At 73.6% G+C, this 21716-nt stretch carries 22 protein-coding genes; 12 read left to right on the top strand and 10 right to left on the bottom strand.

Annotated elements, in window-relative coordinates; translation table 11 throughout:
- Positions 1-10 precede the first annotated feature (10 nt).
- The 4 genes from EV383_RS11025 to EV383_RS11040 form a co-directional block, all read right to left on the bottom strand.
- Positions 11-580, bottom strand: coding sequence for a DUF305 domain-containing protein (locus tag EV383_RS11025; protein ID WP_130289829.1), 570 nt, complete (start codon positions 578-580; stop codon positions 11-13).
- A 125-nt stretch (positions 581-705) separates the two neighbouring features.
- Positions 706-1431, bottom strand: coding sequence for an SDR family NAD(P)-dependent oxidoreductase (locus EV383_RS11030; protein ID WP_130289830.1), 726 nt, complete (start codon positions 1429-1431; stop codon positions 706-708).
- A 265-nt stretch (positions 1432-1696) separates the two neighbouring features.
- Positions 1697-3322 carry a DUF222 domain-containing protein gene (locus tag EV383_RS11035; protein WP_165438305.1) on the bottom strand — a complete coding sequence of 542 codons (1626 nt, stop codon included), beginning with the start codon at positions 3320-3322 and terminating at the stop codon, positions 1697-1699.
- A gap of 756 nt (positions 3323-4078) precedes the next feature.
- On the bottom strand, positions 4079-4363 hold the full coding sequence (locus EV383_RS11040) for a YggT family protein (RefSeq protein WP_242623020.1): 285 nt from the start codon (positions 4361-4363) through the stop codon (positions 4079-4081).
- Between the two features lie 83 nt (positions 4364-4446).
- On the opposite strand from EV383_RS11040, the gene EV383_RS11045 reads away from it, so the two are divergent.
- From EV383_RS11045 to EV383_RS11065, 5 genes are all read left to right on the top strand, one after another.
- Positions 4447-5028: an HhH-GPD-type base excision DNA repair protein gene (locus EV383_RS11045; protein ID WP_130289832.1), complete on the top strand. Its 582-nt coding sequence runs from the start codon at positions 4447-4449 to the stop codon at positions 5026-5028.
- A gap of 30 nt (positions 5029-5058) precedes the next feature.
- Positions 5059-5466, top strand: a complete 408-nt coding sequence (locus tag EV383_RS11050) for an ArsR/SmtB family transcription factor (protein ID WP_130289833.1) — start codon at positions 5059-5061, stop codon at positions 5464-5466.
- A 72-nt stretch (positions 5467-5538) separates the two neighbouring features.
- Positions 5539-6756 carry a phosphorylase family protein gene (locus tag EV383_RS11055; protein WP_130289834.1) on the top strand — a complete coding sequence of 406 codons (1218 nt, stop codon included), beginning with the start codon at positions 5539-5541 and terminating at the stop codon, positions 6754-6756.
- A gap of 63 nt (positions 6757-6819) precedes the next feature.
- On the top strand, positions 6820-7134 hold the full coding sequence (locus EV383_RS11060; RefSeq protein ID WP_130289835.1) for a DUF3099 domain-containing protein: 315 nt from the start codon (positions 6820-6822) through the stop codon (positions 7132-7134).
- A gap of 100 nt (positions 7135-7234) precedes the next feature.
- Positions 7235-7486, top strand: a complete 252-nt coding sequence (locus EV383_RS11065) for a DUF3039 domain-containing protein (RefSeq protein WP_130289836.1) — start codon at positions 7235-7237, stop codon at positions 7484-7486.
- Positions 7487-7504: 18 nt separating this feature from the next.
- Here the strand turns inward: EV383_RS11065 and EV383_RS11070 are convergent, their stop codons facing one another.
- The 3 genes from EV383_RS11070 to EV383_RS11080 all read right to left on the bottom strand — a co-directional run bounded on the left by EV383_RS11070 (position 7505) and on the right by EV383_RS11080 (position 10674).
- Entirely contained in the window at positions 7505-8002 is a 498-nt protein-coding gene (locus tag EV383_RS11070) for a GNAT family N-acetyltransferase (RefSeq protein ID WP_130289837.1), read from the bottom strand.
- Positions 7999-8847, bottom strand: coding sequence for an alpha/beta fold hydrolase (locus tag EV383_RS11075; RefSeq protein WP_130289838.1), 849 nt, complete (start codon positions 8845-8847; stop codon positions 7999-8001). The genes EV383_RS11070 and EV383_RS11075 overlap by 4 nt, the downstream gene beginning before the upstream one ends.
- Positions 8848-8988: 141 nt before the next feature.
- Positions 8989-10674, bottom strand: a complete 1686-nt coding sequence (locus EV383_RS11080; RefSeq protein ID WP_130289839.1) for a hypothetical protein — start codon at positions 10672-10674, stop codon at positions 8989-8991.
- 202 nt (positions 10675-10876) lie between these two features.
- Between EV383_RS11080 and EV383_RS11085 the strand changes: the two genes are divergently transcribed.
- Both EV383_RS11085 and EV383_RS11090 read left to right on the top strand, forming a co-directional pair.
- Positions 10877-11530, top strand: a complete 654-nt coding sequence (locus EV383_RS11085) for a class I SAM-dependent methyltransferase (RefSeq protein WP_130289840.1) — start codon at positions 10877-10879, stop codon at positions 11528-11530.
- A 150-nt stretch (positions 11531-11680) separates the two neighbouring features.
- Positions 11681-13411 (top strand): DEAD/DEAH box helicase, encoded by a 1731-nt coding sequence (locus EV383_RS11090; protein ID WP_130289841.1) that lies wholly within the window; start codon positions 11681-11683, stop codon positions 13409-13411.
- Between the two features lie 28 nt (positions 13412-13439).
- Here EV383_RS11090 and EV383_RS11095 read toward each other — a convergent pair whose 3' ends face one another.
- A complete protein-coding gene (locus EV383_RS11095; protein WP_242623021.1) occupies positions 13440-14462 on the bottom strand; it encodes an EamA family transporter in 1023 nt (340 codons plus the stop codon).
- Between the two features lie 295 nt (positions 14463-14757).
- Between EV383_RS11095 and EV383_RS11100 the strand changes: the two genes are divergently transcribed.
- A complete protein-coding gene (locus EV383_RS11100) occupies positions 14758-14946 on the top strand; it encodes a DUF7455 domain-containing protein (RefSeq protein ID WP_130289842.1) in 189 nt (62 codons plus the stop codon).
- Between the two features lie 85 nt (positions 14947-15031).
- Here EV383_RS11100 and EV383_RS11105 read toward each other — a convergent pair whose 3' ends face one another.
- Positions 15032-15877 (bottom strand): GAF domain-containing protein, encoded by an 846-nt coding sequence (locus EV383_RS11105; protein WP_130289843.1) that lies wholly within the window; start codon positions 15875-15877, stop codon positions 15032-15034.
- Between the two features lie 314 nt (positions 15878-16191).
- Between EV383_RS11105 and EV383_RS11110 the strand changes: the two genes are divergently transcribed.
- The 3 genes from EV383_RS11110 (at position 16192) to EV383_RS11120 (ending at position 18934) form a co-directional block, all read left to right on the top strand.
- Complete coding sequence (locus tag EV383_RS11110) at positions 16192-17259, top strand: ABC transporter substrate-binding protein (RefSeq protein ID WP_242623022.1); 1068 nt, start codon at positions 16192-16194, stop codon at positions 17257-17259.
- Between the two features lie 158 nt (positions 17260-17417).
- Positions 17418-18191 (top strand): ABC transporter permease, encoded by a 774-nt coding sequence (locus EV383_RS11115; protein ID WP_242623023.1) that lies wholly within the window; start codon positions 17418-17420, stop codon positions 18189-18191.
- Complete coding sequence (locus EV383_RS11120) at positions 18188-18934, top strand: ABC transporter ATP-binding protein (RefSeq protein ID WP_207223488.1); 747 nt, start codon at positions 18188-18190, stop codon at positions 18932-18934. The genes EV383_RS11115 and EV383_RS11120 overlap by 4 nt, the downstream gene beginning before the upstream one ends.
- A gap of 131 nt (positions 18935-19065) precedes the next feature.
- Here the strand turns inward: EV383_RS11120 and EV383_RS11125 are convergent, their stop codons facing one another.
- Positions 19066-19734, bottom strand: coding sequence for a haloacid dehalogenase type II (locus EV383_RS11125; RefSeq protein ID WP_130289845.1), 669 nt, complete (start codon positions 19732-19734; stop codon positions 19066-19068).
- A gap of 185 nt (positions 19735-19919) precedes the next feature.
- Between EV383_RS11125 and EV383_RS11130 the strand changes: the two genes are divergently transcribed.
- Complete coding sequence (locus EV383_RS11130) at positions 19920-21647, top strand: bifunctional 3'-5' exonuclease/DNA polymerase (protein ID WP_130289846.1); 1728 nt, start codon at positions 19920-19922, stop codon at positions 21645-21647.
- The last annotated feature ends 69 nt before the right edge of the window (positions 21648-21716 follow it).

Below are 21716 nucleotides of genomic sequence, written 5' to 3' on the forward strand. Positions count from 1 at the left end.
CGGGCCGCCGTCAGGGAGCGCGCAGGAGGCCGTTCATGGTGTCGATCTGGGCCTGCTGGACCGCGATCACGTTCTGGGCCGAGTTCCGGGCCCCGCGCTGGACACCGGCGTCGAGCTCGGTCCGGGCCATCGCCACGGCGCCCTCGTGGTGCGTGATCATCGCCTGGAGCCAGAGCCGGTCGAACGCCGCGCCGCGGGTGTCGCGCAGCCGGGCCAGTGTGTCCGGCGAGGCCATGCCCGCCATGCCCGCGCTCATCGTGGATCCCGCCGGTTCGAGGTTCCAGCTCCTCAGCTGCCCGCGGAGCTGGTCGATCTCGACGCCCTGCTGCCGGTCGATCAGTGCGGCGACGTCGCGGACGGCCGGGGTCGCGGTCCGGGCCGGGACGAGGTCGGCCAGCTCCACCCCCTGCGCGTGGTGGCCGATCATGTCCCGGACGTACGTCACGTCGGCGTCGTTGTGGGCGTTGACCTGCGCCAGGACCTCGGCCGCCGCCGTGGGGTCGCCGGCCGGCGGTGCGGCGGGGGCGCCACAGCCCGAGAGCAGGACGAGGGCCAGTCCCGCGGCGATCATGCGTCGCATCACCGGCCTCCTCGACGTCCGCGCACCGTGAGACGCGGGCACCGGCCCGACGCTACCGGGGCCGGCTCACATCCGGCGTTGCCCTCTCGACCCTCGTCCCGGCGTGACCGGCGCGTGTCGTGTCGTCAGCTGTCGGTGAACTGCGTCGAGACCTTCTCGAACACGAAGTCCTCGGGCAGGTCGTTGTAGAACAGCTCGGGTTCGGTGCGTTCGGTGTGCAACCGCCAGTAGGCGTCGGCGATCACGTCGGGCTCCGAGCCGGGCCGGCCCTGGCCGATGAAGGCGGCGATGCTGACGTGCGCGGCGTACACCCCGCGGGCGGCGACGGACGCGTTCAGGCCGAGCACGAGGTTGCGCAGCCCCGCCGTGGCCACGTTGTAGTTCGCCACACCGGGGATGACCATCGGTCCGGCTCCGGAGCCCGCCGAGACCAGGATCGTGCCCGATCCCCGCTCCAGCATCCCCGGCAGCACCTGCCCGATGGCGGTCACTCCGCCGTAGAGGGTCATCTCGATCTCGGGGACGATCGACTCCACGGTCAACACCGACGCGTCGACCGCCGGCCGCTCGGCGAAGTCCGACGCCGTGGGGCCGGGTGAGAACTCGAGGACGTCGATCGAGCCGAAGTGCTCCTCGGCGGCGGCCAGTGCCGCCCGGAGGCCCGCACGGTCGGTCACGTCGGCCGGGAACGCCGCCGCGGACACCCCGGACGTGCCGAGCTCGGCGGCCATGTCGGCGAGCCGCTCCCGGTCTCTGGCGACGAGGGCGACGTCATAGCCTTCGCGGGCGAACCGCCACGCGATCGCCCGTCCCAGCTGTGGTCCCGCTCCGACGACGGCGATCGTGCTCATCTGCCCTCTTCCCGTTGGACGGTTCGCTGCCTCCGGCAGGAGACAGCAGGCCCCGAAGACCATGATCGAATCATGTGGAGCCCAGGGCGGGTCGAGGAGTGCGGCACGCCGGTGCCGACGACGAACTCGACGGTCTCGTGCGCAGCGATCGCCTCGGATGTCGGCGCGGGGGCATCACCGTGAACCCCCACGCCCGGGTACCCACACGATCACGCCGCCCGGCCCACCTCCTGCCGGTTCACGAGCGCGTCGGTTCGTACCGCCGTCAGAACGGCGGGGGAGCGTCCTGATCGACGTCGGTGGAGGGCGGACCGGTCGGCTCGGCCACGGTCGGCGTCGGCGGCCCGCCGTCCGGTAGTCCGTCGGTTGTCGGTCTATCGGTGAAGGGCCGGTAGTCGCAGGGCTCGGTGGTGTGTCGGCGGCCGGTGGGGCTGATCCAGGTCAGTGACCGGTCGGGGTGGGCGATGACCTGCCAGCCGGGTGCGTCCTTGAGCTGGTGGTGGTGTTGGCAGTAGCCGTAGAGGTTGTGTTCGGCGGTGGGGCCGTGTTGGGCGGTCCATTCTTGGTGGTGGTCGAGGTCCCGGATGCGGCGTCCACAGTGGGGTCCGCGGCAGATCTGGTCGCGGGCCAGGACGTGATCACGTAGTCCGGCCGACGGGGTGTAGGTGGTGCGGCCCAGATCGAGCAGGGTGCCCGAGAGCGGGTCGGTGATCAGGCGTTTCCAGAGTCCGTCCGCGGCCAGGGCTCGTGCGGCGTCGGCGTCGATCGGGCCGTGACCGACGAGTTCGGCGGGTCCGTCGCTGCCGAGTAGGAGGGTGTCGAGGCCGACTACGACGTGAATCAGTGGTGTGCGCACGGTGGCGTTCAGGTCGGGGCGTCGGGTGAGGGCTTGGGCTACGGCGTTGGCAAGTGTTGCGGGGTCGACCTGTGGTCCGGCCGGTGGTCGGTCGGCGGTCGGGTCGGCGGGTGGGTCGTGCCGCGACGGGGTCGCGGGCCGGTCAGCGGGATCGGCGGGATCGGCTCCGGGTTCGGGACGTGTGTCGGCGCCGCTGGAGCCGACACCGGCCTCCGGGTCGTGGGTGTCGTCCTGGTGGCCGGTCATTGCGCCACCGCCGGTGGCACCGCCACTACCGGTGCCACCGCCACCGCCGGTGCAGCCTTCGTCGGTTCCGCTGTCGCCACCGGCACCACCACCGCCACCGCCGCCGTCGTCGCCGGTGCCGCTGTCGTTCTCGGTGGTGAGGATGTCGGTGACCGCGGTGTCGACGTCGGCGAGGTCGGTGACGGTGAGCCGGCCCTGCAGGACCTGCATGGCCAGGTCGAAACGGCGCTGGTCGAGGGTGCGCGGATCCTCGGGGCCCAGAGCGCGGGCGAGGCGGTCAGCCATCTGCCATGCCGCTTCGATCTGCTCGGCGGAGCCGTAGAACCACAGCGACGCCATACCCTCGTCGAGGGACCGGATCGACACCCGTCGTTCGGTGTTCGCGGTCGTGTGGCGGCGGTACTCCCCGTCGGGGTCGATCTTCGCGATCGCGCGGCGGATCCGGTCGCGGAGTTGGCGCAGGGTCGCATCGGAGGCCTTGGGCAGGACCGCGGCTTCGACCTCGCGGGCTTTGTCGTCGGGTAGGACGGCGGTGGCGCGGGCGATGGCGTCGGCGCGGCGTTCGTCGATGCGGCCCTGTTCGAGGGCGGAGAGGGTGTCGGACAGGACGTGGGTGAACCGTCGGGCGCGGGCGATCTCCGAGGAGGCTTCGAGGCGCGGGATGCTCAGGGTGAGTCCGACCTCGTCGGGTAGCCACCGCTGCACCGGGGCGAGGCCGAGGACGGGGTCCGCTCCGGGTGGGGCGGCGGTGGTGCCGGCGGGGTGGCGGTCGGCGAAGGTCGCGAGCATTCGCGTCCGGAGTCCGGCTGCCCATCGCAGGATGGCGTCGGTGCCTGCACGACGTCGAGGACCTCGCCGTCGGAGAGGAGCTCGGGCACGGATCCGGCGGACTGGCATTGCAACGCCAGCCGCGCCCCCGGTATCTGTTCGAGGTCGACCACCGCGGTGGCGGGGTCGTCGTCGAGGGTTTCGTTCTCGGGGCACAGGTCGCCGCAGAGCCAGGCGGGGATGCCGTGCGGACACGGGTCCTCGACCGTGGGGGGATCCTCGACGACTGCGAACATACGTTCGATAATACCGCACTGTGCTGGGCAGATCTAGGCGATCCGGCAGGAAATCGAGCCGTCTGTGGGGCGGTTGCCGGCTCAGCGGAGAGCGACACGGATCCGAGCGGTGCACCTCATCCGTCCCGCACCACGTCCGAGACGATCACGCCGCACCCCGGCACGGCCCGGCCTGCCGGGACGGTCCGTGCTCTCCTCGATCACCTTGCGCGTACTGGACGAATGGACCGTTCGTGCGTCGGGTCTGTACGAACGGTCCGTTCGATCGAGCTGGAGCCGAGGGGCCGCGGCCCCATGGTGCGGGCCGCCGCCCCGTGGCGCCGCGCACTGCGTGCGGGGCGCCTGTTGTGCGGGGCGCGGGACTCGGCCCGTGATGCGGGGCGCGGGACATGGCCCGTTGTGCGGGGCGCGGGACACGGCCCGTGATGCGGGGCGCTGGACACGGCCCGCGATGAGGGGCCACGAGAAGGACCGCCCGACCTCAGAACGGGATGAGCGGCACGACGACCACGCGCAGGACCAGGATGATCAGGAAGACGACCACGACCGAGAGGTCGAGGCCGACGTTGCCCATCCGCACCGTCCCCATCACCCGGCGGACCGGGGCCACGACGGGTTCGGTGAGGGTGTGCGTGACGCGCCGCGCGGTGACCAGCGCGGTGCCGCCGCGACCGGACCCCAGGACCTCGATCCAGTCGACGACCACGCGGGCGATCAGGACGAACTGGAACAGCACCAGCAGCAGGCCGAGCAGGGAAGCGACCATGATCGGGTTCCTCTCCGTTTCGTCAGATACTGCCCTCCTGAGCTGAGCGGAAGGTGAGAGGAGGCTGTGCCATCCTGTTCACCATGACCAGCCTGTGCATCGCCCAGGACCCCGATGCCGACGCCCTGCTCGAGCGCGAGCCCCTGGCGTTGCTGCTCGGGATGCTGCTCGACCAGCAGATCCAGATGGAGATCGCGTTCAAGGGCCCGCAGAAGCTCTACGAGCGCCTCGGCGGCCTGGACGTCCGGGTGATCGCCGACTACGACCCCGACGAGTTCGCGACGCTGGCCACCACGCCGCCGGCGATCCATCGCTACGGCGGGTCGATGGCCAAGCGCGTCCAGGCGCTGTGCCAGTACCTCGTCGAGGAGTACGACGGCGACGTCGAGGCGATCTGGACCCGCGACAAGCCGACCGGCGCCGAGGTGCTCAAGCGGCTCAAGGCCCTGCCCGGCTACGGCGAGCAGAAGGCGAAGATCTTCCTGGCCCTGCTGGGCAAGCAGCGCGACGTCAAGCCCTACGGCTGGCGCAAGGCGGCGGGGGACTACGGCAAGGAGAACACCCGGCTCTCGGCCGCGGACGTCGTCGACGCGACGTCGTTGATCGAGGTCCGCAACACCAAGAAGGCCAAGAAGGCGGAGGCGAAGGCCGCCTCCTCCGGCTAGATCCCGCACGACAGGGCTAGCATCGGTGTCGTGCACAAGGTCCCGGAGGCCCTCAGTGGGGCGCGCGTCATCGACCCGGACCAGGTCTGCGACGCCGTCGCGGTGCTGTCCGACGTCGACAAGGTCGCCCACGCCGCGACGATCCTCGACGTGCTGGGGGAGGCCAACCGGCTCTCCATCCTGCTCTCGCTGCAGCACGCCGGGGACCTGTGCGTCTCCGACCTGGCCGTCGCCGTCGGGATGAGCGACAGCGCCGTCTCGCACGCGCTGCGGCTCCTGCGCGCGCACGGCATGGTCACCGCGCACCGCGAGGGCCGTCTCGTGCGCTACCGCGTGGCGGGCGGGCTCGGGCAGCGGCTGCTGGAGGTCGTCTCCGCCGAGGCGGTGTCCGCGGGCTCGCTGCACGTGCACGGGCACGACGACGCCCCCGACGCGTGACCGCCGACGTGCTTGACCTCGTGAAGGCGGCGTCGTGACCGCCCGCGTGTCCTCTCCCGCGCCGGTGGCGTCATGACCGAGCAGCGACTCGTCGGCCCGGCGGGCGGCTCGGTCGTCGAGCAGGCCCCGGGGACCTTGACCGGGGGTGACGTCGACGAGGCCGTGGCGCGCCTGCTCGACGGGCTCGACGCCGTCTACGCCGACGGCTGGTACCCCGCTGTCGACGTGCTGCGGCCCTGGTCACGGCACAACCCGCGGATCAGCGGCGAGTTCGCCCGGCCGTGCGCTGTCCGCCGCTACCTGCAGCGCGAGCTCGTGGCCCTGATCCGGGCCGGGGCGACGGTCACCGTCCGCGCGTCGCGTCCCGCGGTCGCGTTCGACGACCCGGACTTCTTCGCCGCCCTCGACGAGGACCGCTTCGACCTGCGGGTGAAGAAACTGTTCCTGTTCGGCCCGGAGCGGATGGCGCTCTCGCTGGACCGGCTCTCGCACTACACCGGCACGCCCGCCGAGTCGTTCGAGCGGCACGTGCTGTTCACCAACTACGCGATGCACGTCGAGTCGTTCCGGGAGCGCTTCCCGGACGCCGACGGCCCGGACCGCGACGGCGTGCAGATGCCGGCGTGGCACCACCGGCGCCCCGACGGCGACGGCGTGAGCCTGGTCAACATCGGCGTCGGACCGGCGAACGCGAAGACGGTCACCGACCACCTGGCCGTCCTGCGGCCGGACACGATGATCATGATCGGGCACTGCGGGGGCCTGCGGAACCGCCAGGAGCTGGGCGACTTCGTGCTCGCCACCGCCTACCAGCGCGCCGACCACGTGCTCGACGAGGTGCTGCCCGCCGACGTCCCGGTGATCCCGAACCACCGCCTCAACACCTACCTGCTCGACGCGCTGGAGCAGAGCGGGTCGAGCTACCGGCTCGGCGTCGTGCACACCACCGACAACCGCAACTGGGAGCTCAACCAGACGAGGACGCTGGCGCGGATGGAGGCCTCGCGCAGCGTCGCGGTGGACATGGAGTCGGCGACGATCGCAGCCAACGGCTTCCGGTACCGGATCCCGAACGCGACCCTGCTGTGCGTGTCGGACAAGCCGTTGCACGCGGCACCGAAGCTGGCCGGCGGGGCTCGGGACTTCTACGAGGCCAGCAAGCGCCGTCACCTCGGGATCGCGCTGGAGGCGCTGGACCGGGTGCGCCGCGAGCACCCGGGCGGGCTACCGGGGCACGACCTCCGCTCGTCCGACGAGCCGTTGCTCGGTGCCACGCCCGATTCGCCCTGAGCGCATCGCCTCCGGGTCCCAGGTCGGGGCGCGCCTCCGGTCCCGGGATGACACGATGGATCCGTGACCGACCCACGGCGAGAGCCGGACCCCGTTCTGATCACGGACGCGCCGATGTCCTACGAAGAGGAACTGGCGGTCCGCAAGCGGCGGTACAAGGTCATGATGGGGATGCGCATCCCCTGCATGATCCTGGCCGTGGTCTTCTACCAGATCCCGTGGGTGGCGGTCACCCTGTTGATCATCTCGATCCCGCTGCCGTGGATCGCCGTGCTCATCGCGAACGACCGTCTGCCGCGCAAGTCGGAGAAGGTCAACCGCTACCGCGGCGAGCACAAGGAGCTCGAGGCGAAAGAGCACCCGGTCATCGAGAGCTGAGACTCCCCGGAACCGCACGTCACGGGCCCGGCCGGTACCCACCGGCCGGGCCCGCGGCATGTCCGGCGCCCGCACCGGTCCGATGGGGCATCATGGGGACATGTCCACCCAGACGCTGCCCGAGGTCCTCACCCGGCCGGAGGAGACCGAGAGCACCGGCGACGACACGCCGAAGATGTTCCACTACGTCCAGAAGTCCAAGATCGCCGAGAGCGCGGTCCTGGGCAACATGGTGGTGGCGCTGTGCGGCGAGACGTTCCCGGTCACCAAGTCCCCGAAGCCCGGCTCCCCGGTCTGCCCGGAGTGCAAGGAGATCTTCGAGGGCCTGCCCAAGGAACCGCCGGGCGAGTGAGCACCCGGCCCGGCGCCGTCAGCCGCGGTGCCGGGCGAGGATGACGAGCGCGACGGCGCCGTCCGGGTTCCCGGGCGACGCCGGGAGTTCCTGCTCGCGCACGAAGCCCTCGCTCGCGTAGAGGGCGAGGGCCCTCGTGTTGCCCGGCTTGACGTCGAGCCACACCCGTCCGGCCATGGCGAACGCCCGGTCGACGGCCGCCCGCAGCGCCGCCCGGCCCAGACCGCGGCCCCGGTGCTCCGGCGCGACCACGATCCGTCGCAGCTCGACGCCGTACTCGGTCCCGCGCGGGGCGGCCAGCACGACGAACCCGGCGACGACGCCCCCGCCCACCGCACCTCTGTCCACGACGACCAGGTGCTCCCGGTCCGGGTCCTCGAGCGCGCCCGCGTGCCAGTGCCGCGAGGACTCGCCGAGCCACACGGCCGTGTCCGGCGCCGTCTCGATCTCCAGCACCCGGTCCAGGTCGCCGGCCCCGGTGCGGCGCAGGACCACCTCCGGGACCGGGCCGGTCATCCGGTCAGGAAGCCGTCGATGATCGGGGCGAAGCGCTCCGGGGAGACCAGCAGCTCCAGGTGACCGCCGCGGTAGGTCTCCAGCCGGGAGTCGCGGATGCCGCGCGACAGCAGCTTCGCGTTGCCGTTCGGGACGATCGGGTCGTCGTCGCCGGCCAGGATCAGCGTGGGCGCGCGGATCGAGCCGAGCAGCGGCAGGCTCGTCCAGCCGTAGAGCGCGAGCAGCTGGTAGTAGTAGCCGCGCATCGGCCCGCGGCGCGCTCCGGAGCCCAGTACCTGCGAGGCCAGCTCCGGGTGCTCGCGCATGGTGCCGCCGTAGATCGTGGACGCGACGGCGTCGACGTAGCCGGGGTCCTGGTGCCGGCGCGGCGTCGACATCGCGCTCATCACCCGCGGCGAGGCCGGGATCATCAGCGCACCGGTGCCGGTCGCGGCCAGCACCAGACGGCGCAGCCGGCGTCGGCGGGACAGGGCGAACTGCTGGGCGAGCATGCCGCCCCAGGAGAACCCCATGACGTCGACCTCGCGCACACCCAGCCGGGTCAGGACCTGGCCGAGGCGGTGCGCCATCCACGTCAGGTGGTAGGGCAGCGACGGCATCGCCGAGCCGCCGATCCCCGGCGGGTCGAAGCGGATCACGTCCAGGTTCGCCGGCAGCTCGTGGACCAGGGGGTCCAGGACGTCGGTCGCCGCCCCGATGCCGTTGCAGATCAGCAGCGGCGTGCGGCGCGGCCCGGGCCCGGACGCCGGCCGGACGACGACACGCAGGCTGCGCCCGCCCACCACGACGTCGTGCTTCTCGACGTGGCGGGGCGCGGCGGGTCGGTGCTCGAGCGGAGAAGCCATCGAGGAGGAGGGTAGGTCGCGATCCGCGGCGGGGACAGCGGGGGCGATCGGAGATCCGCCGGAGACGTCGCGGTGGCGGCGTGGTGACCAGCGGCGCGGACGCGTGCACGTGCATCCGCCCACATTCGGACGGGGCGTCGCTCAGCGGGTCAGGTACGTCCCGGGGGCCGGGAACAGGGGGTGCAGCCGTCGTCCGCCGAGCTCCGGAGGCGCGTCGCGCAGGGTGCCGGATCGGGCGCCCAGCCATTCGGTGAGGTCGTCCCACCAGGAGCCGGGCCGCTCGCGGCTGCGCTCGAGCCAGTCGTCCGGCCCGGAGTACGCGCCGGTGGTGACCGGCTCGGTGCCGACCCGGAAGGACGCCGCGGACGCGCGGTCCGGCGGGACGAGCAGTGCGCCCGCCTGGTCACCGCCGGCCAGCACCATCCGGCAGGGGCCGCCGAGCAGCTCCGCGGTGCGGTAGCCGGCCGTCCAGCGCTGCACCGGGTCGTCCGCGGCGGCGACGAGGTAGGCGTCGCGGGTCAGCAGGCGCGGCTCGACCGGCGTGCCCAGGACCGTCGTGCCCGGGTGGTCGGCGTCGGCGGAGGCGAGCGCGACGAGGTCGGCGTGCAGAGCCGCGGGCATCCGCAGCAGGTCCGCCGACCAGTGTTGCAGCGCCCCACGCGCGGACTCCGAGATCTGGCCGTGGGCGCAGGCGGGGGTGACCTCGTAGGGCCGGACCTGCTCGCCGCCGTTGCGCCAGGTCCAGGAACGGGCCGCGACCGGGCCCTCCAGCACGCCGTCGCGGGCGGCGAGGTCGGTGGCGGCGCGGGTCGCTCCCGGGTCGAGCCGGAAACCGGGCAGCGCCGCGGACTGGTCGAGCACCGTGGCCAGGTACACCGACGCGGCGATCCGGTCGTCGGACCCGATCGCGGTCAGGTGCGACTGCACGGCCGCGGCGAGCAGACCTCCGGTGCGGACGCCGAGCAGCGCGATCCGCGGACGCCGGGTGATCCGGGTGCAGGCGTCGACGGCGTCGAGCACGGCCGCGACGTAGGCGTCGAGGTCGCGCCCACGCTCGGCCGGGCCGGGGTCGGGCCAGGACAGCGCGAACACCTGGTGCCGCGACCTGACCAGGTGCTCGACGAGCGAGTGCCGCGGCGCGAGGTCGGCCAGGTAGTAGCGGTGCACGAGCGGTGGGACGACGAGGACGGCCACGTCGTGCACCTGATCGGTCTGCGGCAGGTACTGCAGCAGCTCGCACATCGGCGTGCGCAGCACGACCGCGCCCGGGGTGGCGGCGATGTCGCGGCCGGGGACGGGGCCGGCGACGTCGTGGCGCCGGGTGCCGGTGTCGAACGGGGTGGACGGCCCGGCCGGGTCCGGTGGGGTGAACACCGGAGCGTCGACGGCCGGTGGCGGCGCCGGGGCGGGTGCCTCCGCCGGACGGGCCGGGCAGATCAGGTCCGAGACGATCGTGAGGATCTCCCGCATGCGGGCCTCGTCGTCGGCGCCCAGGCCCGGGGTGCAGGCTCCCGCGCCGTCGTCCCGTGCGGTGGCGTCGTCGAGCAGCCCGGCGAGCGCTCCGGCGGTGACCAGGTAGGTCTGCATCGCCCGGCGCCGCATCGGGTCGGTGAGCCAGCCCGGTTCGGCGAACCGCTCGTCGGCGCGGTGCGGGGCGACCGTCGACGTGCCGAGCCCGACGGCCCCGAGGTCGGCCACCAGGCCGGCGCCGCGGCGGAGCACCGACAGCGGGCGCCCGGCCATGCTCACGGCGAGCCGTGCCGTGGCGCGCGGGGCGAGGAGGCGGCGCAGGCCACCCGTCGAGCCCGTGTCGTCCCGCCCGCTCATCGACGATCCCTCCCGTGGAGGGTCATCCCGCCCACGTCCCCACCCTGCCCGTCGCCGCGACCACCCGCGACCGGTCCATCTTCCCTCCCCGGTCGCGACGGGCGCCGTTCACCCCGCGGCCCGCGCGCGGTCAGCCGGGTCGGACATCGTGGCGGCGACGTGACCTCGCCGGACACCCCGGCGACCCGGCGAGAGGTGGATCATGGCGACCAGGACCGACCGCGGTGGCGGCACGGCGGAGCGGGCGCGGTTCCTCGGCGAGTTCCTGCGCGACCCGGCCCGCACGGCGGCCCCGGCGCCGAGCTCGCGGGCACTGGCCGAGGTCGTCTGCGCGCCGGTGCCGGGCACCGGGGACCCGGTCGTCGTCGAGCTCGGGCCGGGGACGGGGGCGTTCAGCGACCTCGTGCAGGAGCGCCTGGGCGGGCGCGGGCACCACCTGGCCGTCGAGCTGAACCCGCGGCTGGCCGGGATGCTGCGCCGCCGTCACCCCGCGATCGACGTGGCGGTCGCCGGGGCCGCGGAGCTGCCGGCCCTGCTGGCGCAGCGGGGACTGGGCGGTGCGGACGTGGTGGTCTCCGGACTGCCGTGGGCGGCCTACCCGACCACCGGCCCCCGCCTGACCGACCTGATCGCCGGGTCGCTGCGCCCGGACGGTGCCTTCACCCAGTTCACCTACGTCTGGTCGCGGTGGGCGCCGCCGGCCCGCCGTCAGCACCGCTGGCTGCACGACGCGTTCGAGGAGGTCGTGGCGAGCCGGACGATCTGGCCCAACCTGCCCCCGGCCCTGGTCTACCTGGCACGACGCCCCCAGGCGGTGGGCCACGACCGGCGGGCGCCGGGCGCGCGGCTACCCTGATCGACGCCCCGGAAGCCGGTTCGCCGGTCCACTCGGCGGGGCGGGGTGGAAGTCGATCTCCACCCGCCCGGCAGCGTCGCCGGGACGTACGGTTCCTCCCCGCGCAGGCGTTCGGACGGGGCGGAAGAGACCGCGGACCAGGGGAGACGTGTGTCGCAGGCCCAACTCGCCTCGCCGGAGACCCGGCCGCTGCGCGCGTGGCAGCGCAGTGCGCTGGCGCGCTATCTGGCCACGCAGCCGAAGGACTTCCTGGCGGTCGCGACGCCCGGCGCCGGCAAGACGACGTTCGCGCTGCGGGTGGCCGGTGAGCTGCTCGCGGACCGGACGATCGACGCGGTCACGGTCGTCACGCCGACCGAGCACCTGAAGTACCAGTGGGCCGAGTCGGCCACCTACGCCGGGATCGCGATCGACCCGGAGTTCCGCAACTCCGCGGGCGGCACGTCGAGCGACTACCACGGCATCGCCGTCACCTACGCCGGTGTCGCGGCGCACCCGATGCTGCACCGGGCCCGGTCGGAGAACCGCCGGATGCTCGTCATCCTCGACGAGATCCACCACGCCGGCGACGCCCGGTCCTGGGGCGAGGCGGTGTCCGAGGCGTTCGACCCGGCCGTCCGGCGCCTGGCGCTGACCGGGACCCCGTTCCGCTCCGACGACAACCCGATCCCGTTCGTCGAGTACGTCCCCGACGCCGAGGGCGCGCCGCGCAGCCGTGCCGACCACCAGTACGGCTACGCCGAGGCGCTCGCCGACAACGTGGTCCGGCCCGTGGTCTTCCTCGCCTACTCCGGCACGTCGAACTGGCGCACCAGCGCGGGCGAGGAGATCTCGGCGCGCCTCGGCGAGCCGATGACGAAGGAGCAGACCGGCATGGCCTGGCGCACCGCGCTGGACCCGGCCGGGGAGTGGATGCCCGCGGTGCTCGCCGCCGCGGACCGTCGCCTGCAGAGCCACCGCGACGGCGGCATGCCCGACGCCGGCGGGCTGGTGATCGCCTCCGACCAGGCGGCGGCGAGGTCGTACGCGGCGATCCTGCGCACCGTCACCGGCGTAATGCCCACGGTCGTGCTCTCCGACGAGGCCGGCTCCTCGGACCGGATCGCGGACTTCTCCCGCTCGGAGGAGCGCTGGATGGTCGCGGTCCGGATGGTCTCCGAGGGCGTCGACGTGCCGCGGCTGGCCGTCGGGGTCTATGCGACGTCGGCGTCCACGCCGCTCTACTTCGCCCAGGCCATCGGCCGGTTCGTGCGGTCGCGGCGGCCCGGCGAGACGGCGTCGGTGTTCGTGCCCAGCGTGCCGGTGCTGCTCGCGCTGGCCAGCGAGCTGGAGGCGCAGCGCGACCACGTCCTCGGCAAGCCGCACAAGGCCGAGGAGGTGTGGAACGACGAGGAGCTCAACGACGCGAACAAACAGAAGGACGAGCCCGGCGAGCAGGAGAAGGCGTTCACCTCGCTCGGTGCCGACGCCGAGCTCGACCAGCTGATCTACGAGGGCACGTCGTTCTCCGCCGACGAGGAGGACTACCTCGGACTGCCCGGCCTGCTCGAGCCCGACCAGGTGCGCACGCTGCTGTCCAAGCGCCAGCAGGACTGGATCGCCAAGGGCTCACCGCGCACCGGCGCCCAGGCCCGCGCCACCCCGGCCACCGAGCCGACCCCGCCGCCGCCCGCCGAACGCGCCCCGCAGAGCACCCGGGAGCGGTTGCAGACCCTGCGCAAGGAGCTCAACACCCTCGTCGCGCTGCACAACCACAAGACGAACAAGCCGCACGGCGTGATCCACAACGAGCTGCGCCGGCACTGCGGTGGTCCGCCGACCGCCATGGCCAACATGGACCAGTTGGAGGAACGGATCGCCACCCTTCGGTCCTGGCGCTGACGTCACCGGAACGGGTGGACGCCGTCGATCACGACGGATCGGTGCGTGGCGCACTGGTCGTTCCGGGTGGTTCGTGAGCCACGTCCCATCCACTCGATCGGTCCTGCGCCGAACGGCTCTCGGTGACGCTGCGTGACGAACCGGGCCCGGACGGCGGTTCGTCTCCGTCACGCGAGCGGAGCGTCACGGCGACGATGACGGCGGCGATCCCGACCGCCTCCAGCAGCCCCGGACGCTGTCCGAGGCCGATCAGTCCGACCAGCGTCGCGGTGGCCGGCAACAGCGCCAGGAGGACCGCGAAACGGGCCTGCCCGACCCGTCGCAGCACGACCTGGTCGAGCACGTAGGGCACGACCGAGGACAGCACGCCCAGGCCGACCGCGAGCAGCAGGATCCCCGGCTCGGCCAGCGCCACCAGGCCGTCCCGCGTGCCGGCCTCGGGCCCGCCGCCGCTCCCGGCGGTCAGCAGCAGCGGGGAGAGCACGACGGCCGCCGCGGCGAACCCGACGGCCAGGTCGTCGATGCCGTTCCCGCCGCGCGCGACCCGCTTGCCGAGCACGATGTAGAGCGCCCACATCGCCGCCGCGGCGAGCGCCCACGCCACCCCCGACGGGCTGCCCGACCAGCGCACATCGGCGATGAGCAGCACCCCGGCGGCGGCCAGGACGACCGCCGCGACGTCGCGCGGCCGCCGCGAGGCCAGCGCCGCCACCGCGACCGGGCCGCAGAACTCGATCGCCACCGCGGTGCCGAGCGGGAGACGGGCGATCGCCTCGTAGTAGGCGACGTTCATCAGCGCCGTGGCCAGGCCGAACGCGGCCGAGCGCAGCAGGCGCCGGGGTGCCCACGCGGCCCGTCCGGGGCGTCGCCAGGCCAGCAGCACCAGCGCCGCGCCGATCAGCCGCAGCTCGGCGACCGCGGATGGGGCGAGCCGGTCGAACAGGCCGACGGCCAGCGCCGCGCCGACGTACATCGACGTCCCGCCGAGCAGGAACAGCACCGGAGCGGGGATGCGATCGGCGATCGAGGGTGATCCCGGTGTGTGCCCCATGGTTGCTGACCGTAGTCGCGACACGCCGAGTTAACAGGCCTGAGGTTGCACGGGTGACCACCCGCCCCGCATGATTCATCCGTAGTCAACTTCATACGAATCCGGTCACCGCGGGTACATCGCGACGTCACCGCATCGACGCTTGGAGATCAAACGTGATGCGTGTCGCGACTCGCCCCGGGAACACGTGCAGGGGCTCGAAGCGTCTGTAAGAGTGTGGACGACACGCGAGAGCGGTCGTCACAGTGATGCGGCACCGGGGGCGGCCCCGGAGCCGAGACGGAGGGAGACCGCTATGCAGCCAGAAACGCTGACCCGGCCCGAGTTGACTCTCGCCGACCGCTGCGACCGCTGCGGTGCGGCGGCCAAGGTCCGAGCTGTCCTTCCCTCCGGTGGGGAGCTTCTGTTCTGTGGCCACCACGGCCGCGCCCACGCAGAGAAGCTGCGTGAGTCCGGCGTGGAGGTGCAGCAGGGCGGCGAGTGACACGCCGACTCAGACTTTGCTAGACGAACGGGCGGGAACCTGCGGGTTCCCGCCCGTTTCGCGTGTCCGGTCCCGCGGTGCGGGATCAGTCCTCGTCGCGGCGGTGCCGCGGCCGGCGCAGCGGGCCCTGCGGCGGGGCGCCGGGCGGGGGCATCCGGACCTCGGCGCGCGGCGCCGGGACCGTCAGCCCCGGGATCCGCTGCGTGGGCGCCTGCGGCGACGGGATGTGCCGAGCCTCCCCGTGAGGTGAGGGGATCCGGGGGATCGCCGTCGTGTGCGGCTCGGCGTCGTCGGTCGGTGGCGCGGGGTGCTCGGCCTGTACGGGCGGTGACGCCGCGGCCGGGGGCTCCTCGGCCCGGGCCGTCACGAGCGACTCCAGCCGGGCCAGCTCGCGGACGTCGGCCAGACGGGCGGCCAGCATCGTCACGACCGGCCGCAGCAGCGTCGCCAGGTTCTCGTCGAGGACCGCGTCGGCGCGGCCCAGCAGCTGCAGCCCGCCCGCCGTGCGTCCGGCGATCGGGACGGGGACGACGAGCGAGCGCACCAGCCCGCAGTCGGCCGCGGCGGCGGCGAGCTCGGGCGGACCGTTGCGGGTCAGGTCGGGGGTGACGAGCGTGCGGTCGCCGCGGACGGCGGCCGGGACCGGGCCGTTCCCGGCGCGCCGCTGGATCAGGGCCATCCGGTCGGCGGCGGTGTCGGAGGTGAAGATCCGCTGCTCGTCGGGGTCACGGGGGTCGGCCGGGTCGTCGAGCATCAGGACCGCACCGGAGACGCCGGCCGCGGGCGGCAGCGCCACGCACACCCCGGACAGCATGGCCGCGACGTCGACGTGGGCCACCGAGGTGGCCCCGAGCTGCAGGGCGATCCGGATCAGGGCACCCGACGGATCTCCTCGCCCGAGCGATCCCGAGGTCATCAGCGATGCCGCCATCGTCGTCCTTCCCACCGGCCCGAGACGGGCCGGCCCTTGACGCACAGCCCATCACCGAGCGTCGTCGCGTTGCGGCGGACGATAACGAACTCGCCGGTTCGACCGCACAGCGGCTAGGCCGAACGTGGCAGAGGGCCCCGGCCCATGATCACGCCCGGCGATCGGGACGGGCGCGTCCTCGCTGGCCGGGGTGCCGGGGGCGACGTAGGGTCGGTGTCGTACCGCGGGAGCCCACGTACCGAGGCTGAGAGGGCGGCAGGCGGCCGTCGACCGTTCGAACCTGATCCGGGTCACACCGGCGTAGGGAGGCCGACGTGCGTCGTCACCTGTTCTCAGCCCGTTCCTCGCGTTCCACCGTGATGGTGGCGGTGCTGGGTGCGCTGTCCCTCGTCCTCGCCGGGTGCGGGGCGTCCTCGGGGTCCGGCGGCGGGGCCGGCGGTTCCGGGGACCCGGCCACGATCCGGGTCGCGCTCGACTGGACCCCGAACACGAACCACACCGGGCTCTTCGTGGCACAGCAGATGGGCTGGTTCCGCGACGCGGGCCTGAACGTCGAGCTGCTGCCCTACAACCAGACGTCGCCGGACACGCTCGTCGGGTCGGGCGCGGCCGAGTTCGGCGTCAGCTTCCAGGACTCCTTCACCTACTCCAAGGGCTCCGGGGCGGACATCACCTCGGTGATGGCGGTGCTGCAGCACTGGGCCACCGAGGTCGCGGTGAAGGCCGACCGGGCCGACATCACCTCCCCGAAGGACCTCGACGGCAAGACCTACGCCGGGTTCGGCGGGCCGGGCGAGCAGGAGAAGATGCGCGCGATCATCCGGGGCGCGGGGGGACGTGGGGACTTCTCCACCGTCACGCTCGGCACGTCGGCCTACGAGGCGCTCTACGCCGGGCAGGCCGACTTCACCGAGCCGTTCGTGGCGTGGGAGGGGATCGAGGCCCAGCTGCGCGGCGAGCCGCTCAAGACCTTCGCCTACACCGACTACGGCTTCCCGGACGCCTACAACGTCCTGCTCATGGGCAACTCCACGTGGCTGCGTGACCACCCCGACCAGGCCCGGAGGTTCGTCCAGGCCGCCCAGCGCGGCTATAAGCTCGGCGCCGACGACCCGGCGAAGGGCGCGCAGCTGCTGAAGGACGCCAACCCGGGCGCGTTCACCGAGCCCGCTCTCGTCGACCGCAGCCAGCAGATGCTCGCCGAGCGGTACCTGAAGGACGCGCAGGGGAGGGTCGGTCCGCAGACGCTCGCGCAGTGGGCCGGGTTCTCCGGGTTCGTCTACGACTCCGGCTCCGTCGTCGGCCAGGACGGCGCGCCGGTCACCACGCGGCCGGACTTCTCCACCTGGTTCACCAACGACTACCTGACCCCGGCGGCCTGACCGTGTCCCGAGGAGGCTCGCCCCCGGAAGCGACGTCCCGCGACACCTCGCTGGGCGACGCCCGGGGTCCCGAGGGGATCCTCGGGGACGCTCCGCGGCGCGAAGGGACCCCCCGGGACACCGTGGTGGTGGCGCCGGGGTCGGGTCGCGGGGGCTCGGTGGGAGCGGCGTCGGTGCTCGGGCGGGTGGTGCCGGCGGCGGTGATCGTGCTCGCGCTGCTGGTGGTGTGGCAGGTGGCCGTCACCGTGCTGGGGACGCAGCCGCAGGTCCTGCCGTCGCCGCTGCGGGTGCTGGAGCAGGGATGGGCGTTCCGCGACGCGCTGTGGACGAACACGGTGCCGACCGTGCAGGTCACCGCCGTCGGGTTCGCGGTGTCGCTGGCGGTGGCGTGGACGCTGGCGGTCGTCGTCGACTTCTCGCCGTGGCTGCGCCGGGCCCTGGTGCCGCTGCTGGTGGCGTCGCAGACGTTGCCGATCATCGCGATCGCACCGTTGTTGATCATCTGGTTCGGGTTCGGGCTGCTGCCCAAGGTGCTGGTGATCGCGCTGGTGACGTTCTTCCCGATCGCGGTCGGGCTGATCGAGGGGTTCGCCGCCACCGACCGGGACGCGACGTCGTTGCTGCGCAGCATGGGCGCGAGCCGCTGGCAGCAGTTCCGCTACGTGCGGCTGCCCGGGGCGATGCCGTCGTTCTTCACGGCGCTGCGGATCGGGATCACCTACGCCGTCACCGGTGCGATCTTCGCCGAGTACGTGGGTGCGAGGTCCGGGCTGGGGATCTTCATGCAGCTGCAGAAGAACTCGTTCCGCACCGACCTCGTCCTGGCCGCGGTGCTCGTGACGGCCCTGTTGTCGGTCGCGTTGTTCGGCCTGACCTACCTCGTGCAACGGGTGCTCGTGCCCTGGTACCGCCCGGACCGGGGCACCTCGTGACGGCGGCGAAGGTCGGCGTCTCCGGGCTGTCGGTCTCCTTCGGCGACCTCGCGGTGCTCGACGACGTCTCGCTCGCCGTCGCGCCGGGGGAGTTCGTGTCGGTGATCGGGCCGTCCGGCAGCGGCAAGTCCACGCTGTTCAACGCCCTGGCGGGGCTCGTCGAGCCCGACCGCGGGCAGGTGACCGTCGACGGCCGGCCCGCCGGTGACACGACGTTCGGCTACATGCCGCAGAAGGACCTGCTGTTCCCGTGGCGCACGGTGCTCGACAACACCACGCTCGGCCTCGAGGTCGCGGGCACGCCACGACGGGAGGCGCGGGAGCGGGCGCGTCCGCTGTTCGCACCGTTCGGCCTGGCCGGGTTCGAGGGGGCCCGGCCGGCCGAGCTGTCCGGGGGCATGCGCCAGCGTGCCGCGCTGCTGCGCACCGTCGTCGCGGGGCGGGAGGTGCTGCTGCTCGACGAGCCGTTCGGCGCGCTCGACGCGCTCACCCGGACCGGGATGCAGGAGTGGCTGGAGGGCGTTCGCGCCCGCTACGGCTGGACCGCGCTGCTGATCACCCACGACGTCCGGGAGGCCGTGTTCCTCTCGGACCGGGTCCTCGTGCTCTCCCCGCGCCCGGGCCGGATCGTGGCCGAGGTGACGATCGACCTGCCCCGCCCCCGCGACGCCGCGGTGATCACCGACCCCCGCTTCGCCGCCGCCGAGGCGGAGCTCCTGGCCACCCTGCGAGCCCCCACCTGACCCGTGCGCGGAAAACGCTGCCATGGCGACGATATCCGCGCACGACCGGTGGGTCTCGCTGCTCCTCGGGAGCTCGACAGCGGACTCGTGAACCACGACGAGCGCTGGACGCACGTCGTGACGCACGAGTGTCAGCGGAGCAGGGGCGCCAGGTCGGGGAGCGCGGTGACGGTGTGGTCCGGCGGGGTGAGGTGGGTCGGGTAGGTGGCGCCGTCGCGGTTGACGAACGCGGTGCGCAGGCCGGCCCGGTGCGCGCCGTGCAGGTCCCAGGGGTGCACCGCGACCATCACCATCTCCTCCGGCGACGTCCCGCAGACCCGCGCCGCGTAGGTGTAGGCGGCGGTCGCGGGCTTCCAGATCCCGGCGTCGTCGACCGACAGGACGTGCTCGACCTCGTCGCGAAGACCGGCGTCGCCGAGCAGCTTCTCGGCCACCGGCACCCCGCCGTTGCTCAGGGTGATCAGGCGCAGCCCGGCCCGGCGCAGGGTGCGGATGCCGTCGGCGACGTCCGGATGCAGCGGGAGTCCGAGGAACCCGTCCAGGACGTGGGTGGCGGCGTCGTCGGGCGAGCGGTCGATCGGGTGGCCGCGCAGCACCGCCTTCGCGGTCTCCCGGCCGATCTCGGCGAACGTGCGGGAGTCCCCGGACGCGGCCAGGCCGATGCCCTCGCGCAGGGTCGCGGCGAACCACAGCGGGCCCAGCGACTCCGGGGCGCCCAGGTCGGAGAAGCGCCGCGCCATCGGCGTCATGTCCGAGAGCGTCTCGTTGACGTCGAACACGACGGTGGTCACGTCGGCCATCGGTACCTCCCGGGGTCGGTGGTGCTGCGGGAGCGACGCTATCGGTGATCACCCCGACTCCGCGGCCCGAGTCCGCGAACCCGTACCGCCGCGCACACCGGCCCGTCCGGCGGGCAGGACGGCCGTGAGACCGGGTCCGTGCCGCGGCGAGGGGAACTGTCAGGGGGCGAACCTAGACTCGCGGCGTGGGGACGGGACCGGACGCGACGCCGCGGGTTGCGCTCGACCCCGGCTCCGACGGCGCCCCGATCCGGGTCCGGCGGCTCGCCGAGGACGGTGCGCCCCTGGGGGAGGCCGAGGCCCTGCCCGGCCCGGACGCGGTCGTCGCGCTGGAACGCGAGCTGTCGCCCCGCTGGGTACTGGCGCGGTCCCGCTCCTACCGCCGCCTGCTCGACGCCGGGGTCCCGCTCGGCCGCGCGCACGACGTCGAGCTGACCGAGGGGCTGCTGGTCGGCGCGGACGGCGGGTTCGGCGAGCCGCACGGCCTCGCCGCCGCGGTGGCCCGCCTGGACGGGAGGCGGCCCCGGCCGGACCCGTCACCGGTGGACGACGGCCCGCCCGGCCTGTTCGACCCCGGCCTGTTCGATGCCGGCCCGCTCGCCCCGGGGCCGGCGGGCGCGGGCCCGGACTCCGCGGCCTCGTCCGGCGCCGGGGTGTTCGGGAACGGCTCACGCTCCGAGGAGCTGGCCGACGTCGTCGCCGTGCACGCCGCCCAGCAGCGGCGGCTCGCGGCCGGTCCGGCGGGGATGCGGATGCTGGTCGCGGCCGAGTCGACCGGGGCGCTGGTCGCGGAGGAGATGCGCCGCGACGGCCTGCCCTGGCGCGCCGACGTGCACGACCGGCTGCTCACCGACGTCCTCGGCCCGCGCCCGGTGCTCGGCGGGCGGCCGCCGCGCCTGGCCGGGCTGGCCCGGGAGATCACCGACGCGTTCGGCGGGCGGGCGGTGAACCCGGACTCCCCGGCCGACCTGCTGCGTGCGTTCGCCCGGGCCGGGTACGAGCTGCGCACCACCCGCGCGTGGGAGATCCGCAAGGTCGACCACCCGGCGGTCGCGCCGTTGCTGGCCTACAAGGAGCTGGCCCGGCTGCACGCCGCGCACGGCTGGTCGTGGCTCGACACCTGGGTGCGCGGGAACCGGTTCCACCCCGAGTACGTCGTCGGCGGCGTGGTGTCCGGGCGGTGGGCCACCCGCGGCGGCGGCGCGCTGCAGATCCCGCGGGCGGTGCGGGCGGCCGTGCGCGCGGATCCGGGGTGGCGGCTGGTCGTCGCCGACGCCGCGCAGCTCGAGCCCCGCGTGCTGGCCGCGATGGCCCGCGAGCCGGCCCTGGCCCCGGACGTCGACGACCTGTACTCCGCGCTCGCCGCGGCCGAGTTCGGCGGCGACCGCGCGAAGGCCAAGCTGGGCCTGCTCGGGGCGATGTACGGGCAGACCTCGGGTGGCGCGGCACCGGCGCTGGCGACGCTGCGGCGCCGGTTCCCGTCGGCGATGGCTTTGCTGGAGGACGCGGCGCGGGCGGGGGAGGAGGGACGCCTCGTCCGGTCGCACCTCGGCCGGACCTGCCCACCGGCGCGTCCCGGCGACGAGGCGGACGTCCCGGCCCGCGCCCGCGGCCGGTTCACCCGCAACTTCGTCGTCCAGGCCACGGCTGCGGAATGGGCGCTCGTGCTGCTCGCCGAGCTCCGACATGCGTTGCGCCGCAAGCAGAGCCCGGCACAGCTGGTGTTCTTCCAGCACGACGAGGTGCTGCTGCACGTCCCCGCCGAGGTGGCCGACGACGCCGCCGAGACCGTGCACGCCGCCGCGGCGACGGCCGGTCGGCGGCTCTTCGGCGACACCCCGGTGCGGTTCCCGATGCAGGCCCGCGTGGTGTCCGGCTACGACGAGAAGGACGCCGTCCCGGCCGCTCCCTGAGGCGGTGTCGAGAACGGTCGCGGAATCGAACCGGGAACAACAAACATCGGTCTCCGTGACCGAATTGTG

Origin of the sequence: Pseudonocardia sediminis (assembly GCF_004217185.1) — a bacterium.
Classification (GTDB): Bacteria; Actinomycetota; Actinomycetes; order Mycobacteriales; family Pseudonocardiaceae; genus Pseudonocardia; species Pseudonocardia sediminis.

Coding starts and splice junctions, on each gene's coding strand:
- EV383_RS11025 (WP_130289829.1), bottom strand. CDS start 580: ATGCGACGCATGATCGCCGCGGGACTGGCCCTCGTCCTGCTCTCGGGC.
- EV383_RS11055 (WP_130289834.1), top strand. CDS start 5,539: ATGACCGAGCAGCGACTCGTCGGCCCGGCGGGCGGCTCGGTCGTCGAG.
- EV383_RS11035 (WP_165438305.1), bottom strand. CDS start 3,322: ATGCTCGCGACCTTCGCCGACCGCCACCCCGCCGGCACCACCGCCGCC.
- EV383_RS11125 (WP_130289845.1), bottom strand. CDS start 19,734: ATGGCCGACGTGACCACCGTCGTGTTCGACGTCAACGAGACGCTCTCG.
- EV383_RS11080 (WP_130289839.1), bottom strand. CDS start 10,674: ATGAGCGGGCGGGACGACACGGGCTCGACGGGTGGCCTGCGCCGCCTC.
- EV383_RS11095 (WP_242623021.1), bottom strand. CDS start 14,462: ATGGGGCACACACCGGGATCACCCTCGATCGCCGATCGCATCCCCGCT.
- EV383_RS11085 (WP_130289840.1), top strand. CDS start 10,877: ATGGCGACCAGGACCGACCGCGGTGGCGGCACGGCGGAGCGGGCGCGG.
- EV383_RS11045 (WP_130289832.1), top strand. CDS start 4,447: ATGACCAGCCTGTGCATCGCCCAGGACCCCGATGCCGACGCCCTGCTC.
- EV383_RS11105 (WP_130289843.1), bottom strand. CDS start 15,877: ATGGCGGCATCGCTGATGACCTCGGGATCGCTCGGGCGAGGAGATCCG.
- EV383_RS11070 (WP_130289837.1), bottom strand. CDS start 8,002: ATGACCGGCCCGGTCCCGGAGGTGGTCCTGCGCCGCACCGGGGCCGGC.
- EV383_RS11075 (WP_130289838.1), bottom strand. CDS start 8,847: ATGGCTTCTCCGCTCGAGCACCGACCCGCCGCGCCCCGCCACGTCGAG.
- EV383_RS11030 (WP_130289830.1), bottom strand. CDS start 1,431: ATGAGCACGATCGCCGTCGTCGGAGCGGGACCACAGCTGGGACGGGCG.
- EV383_RS11100 (WP_130289842.1), top strand. CDS start 14,758: ATGCAGCCAGAAACGCTGACCCGGCCCGAGTTGACTCTCGCCGACCGC.
- EV383_RS11040 (WP_242623020.1), bottom strand. CDS start 4,363: ATGGTCGCTTCCCTGCTCGGCCTGCTGCTGGTGCTGTTCCAGTTCGTC.
- EV383_RS11065 (WP_130289836.1), top strand. CDS start 7,235: ATGTCCACCCAGACGCTGCCCGAGGTCCTCACCCGGCCGGAGGAGACC.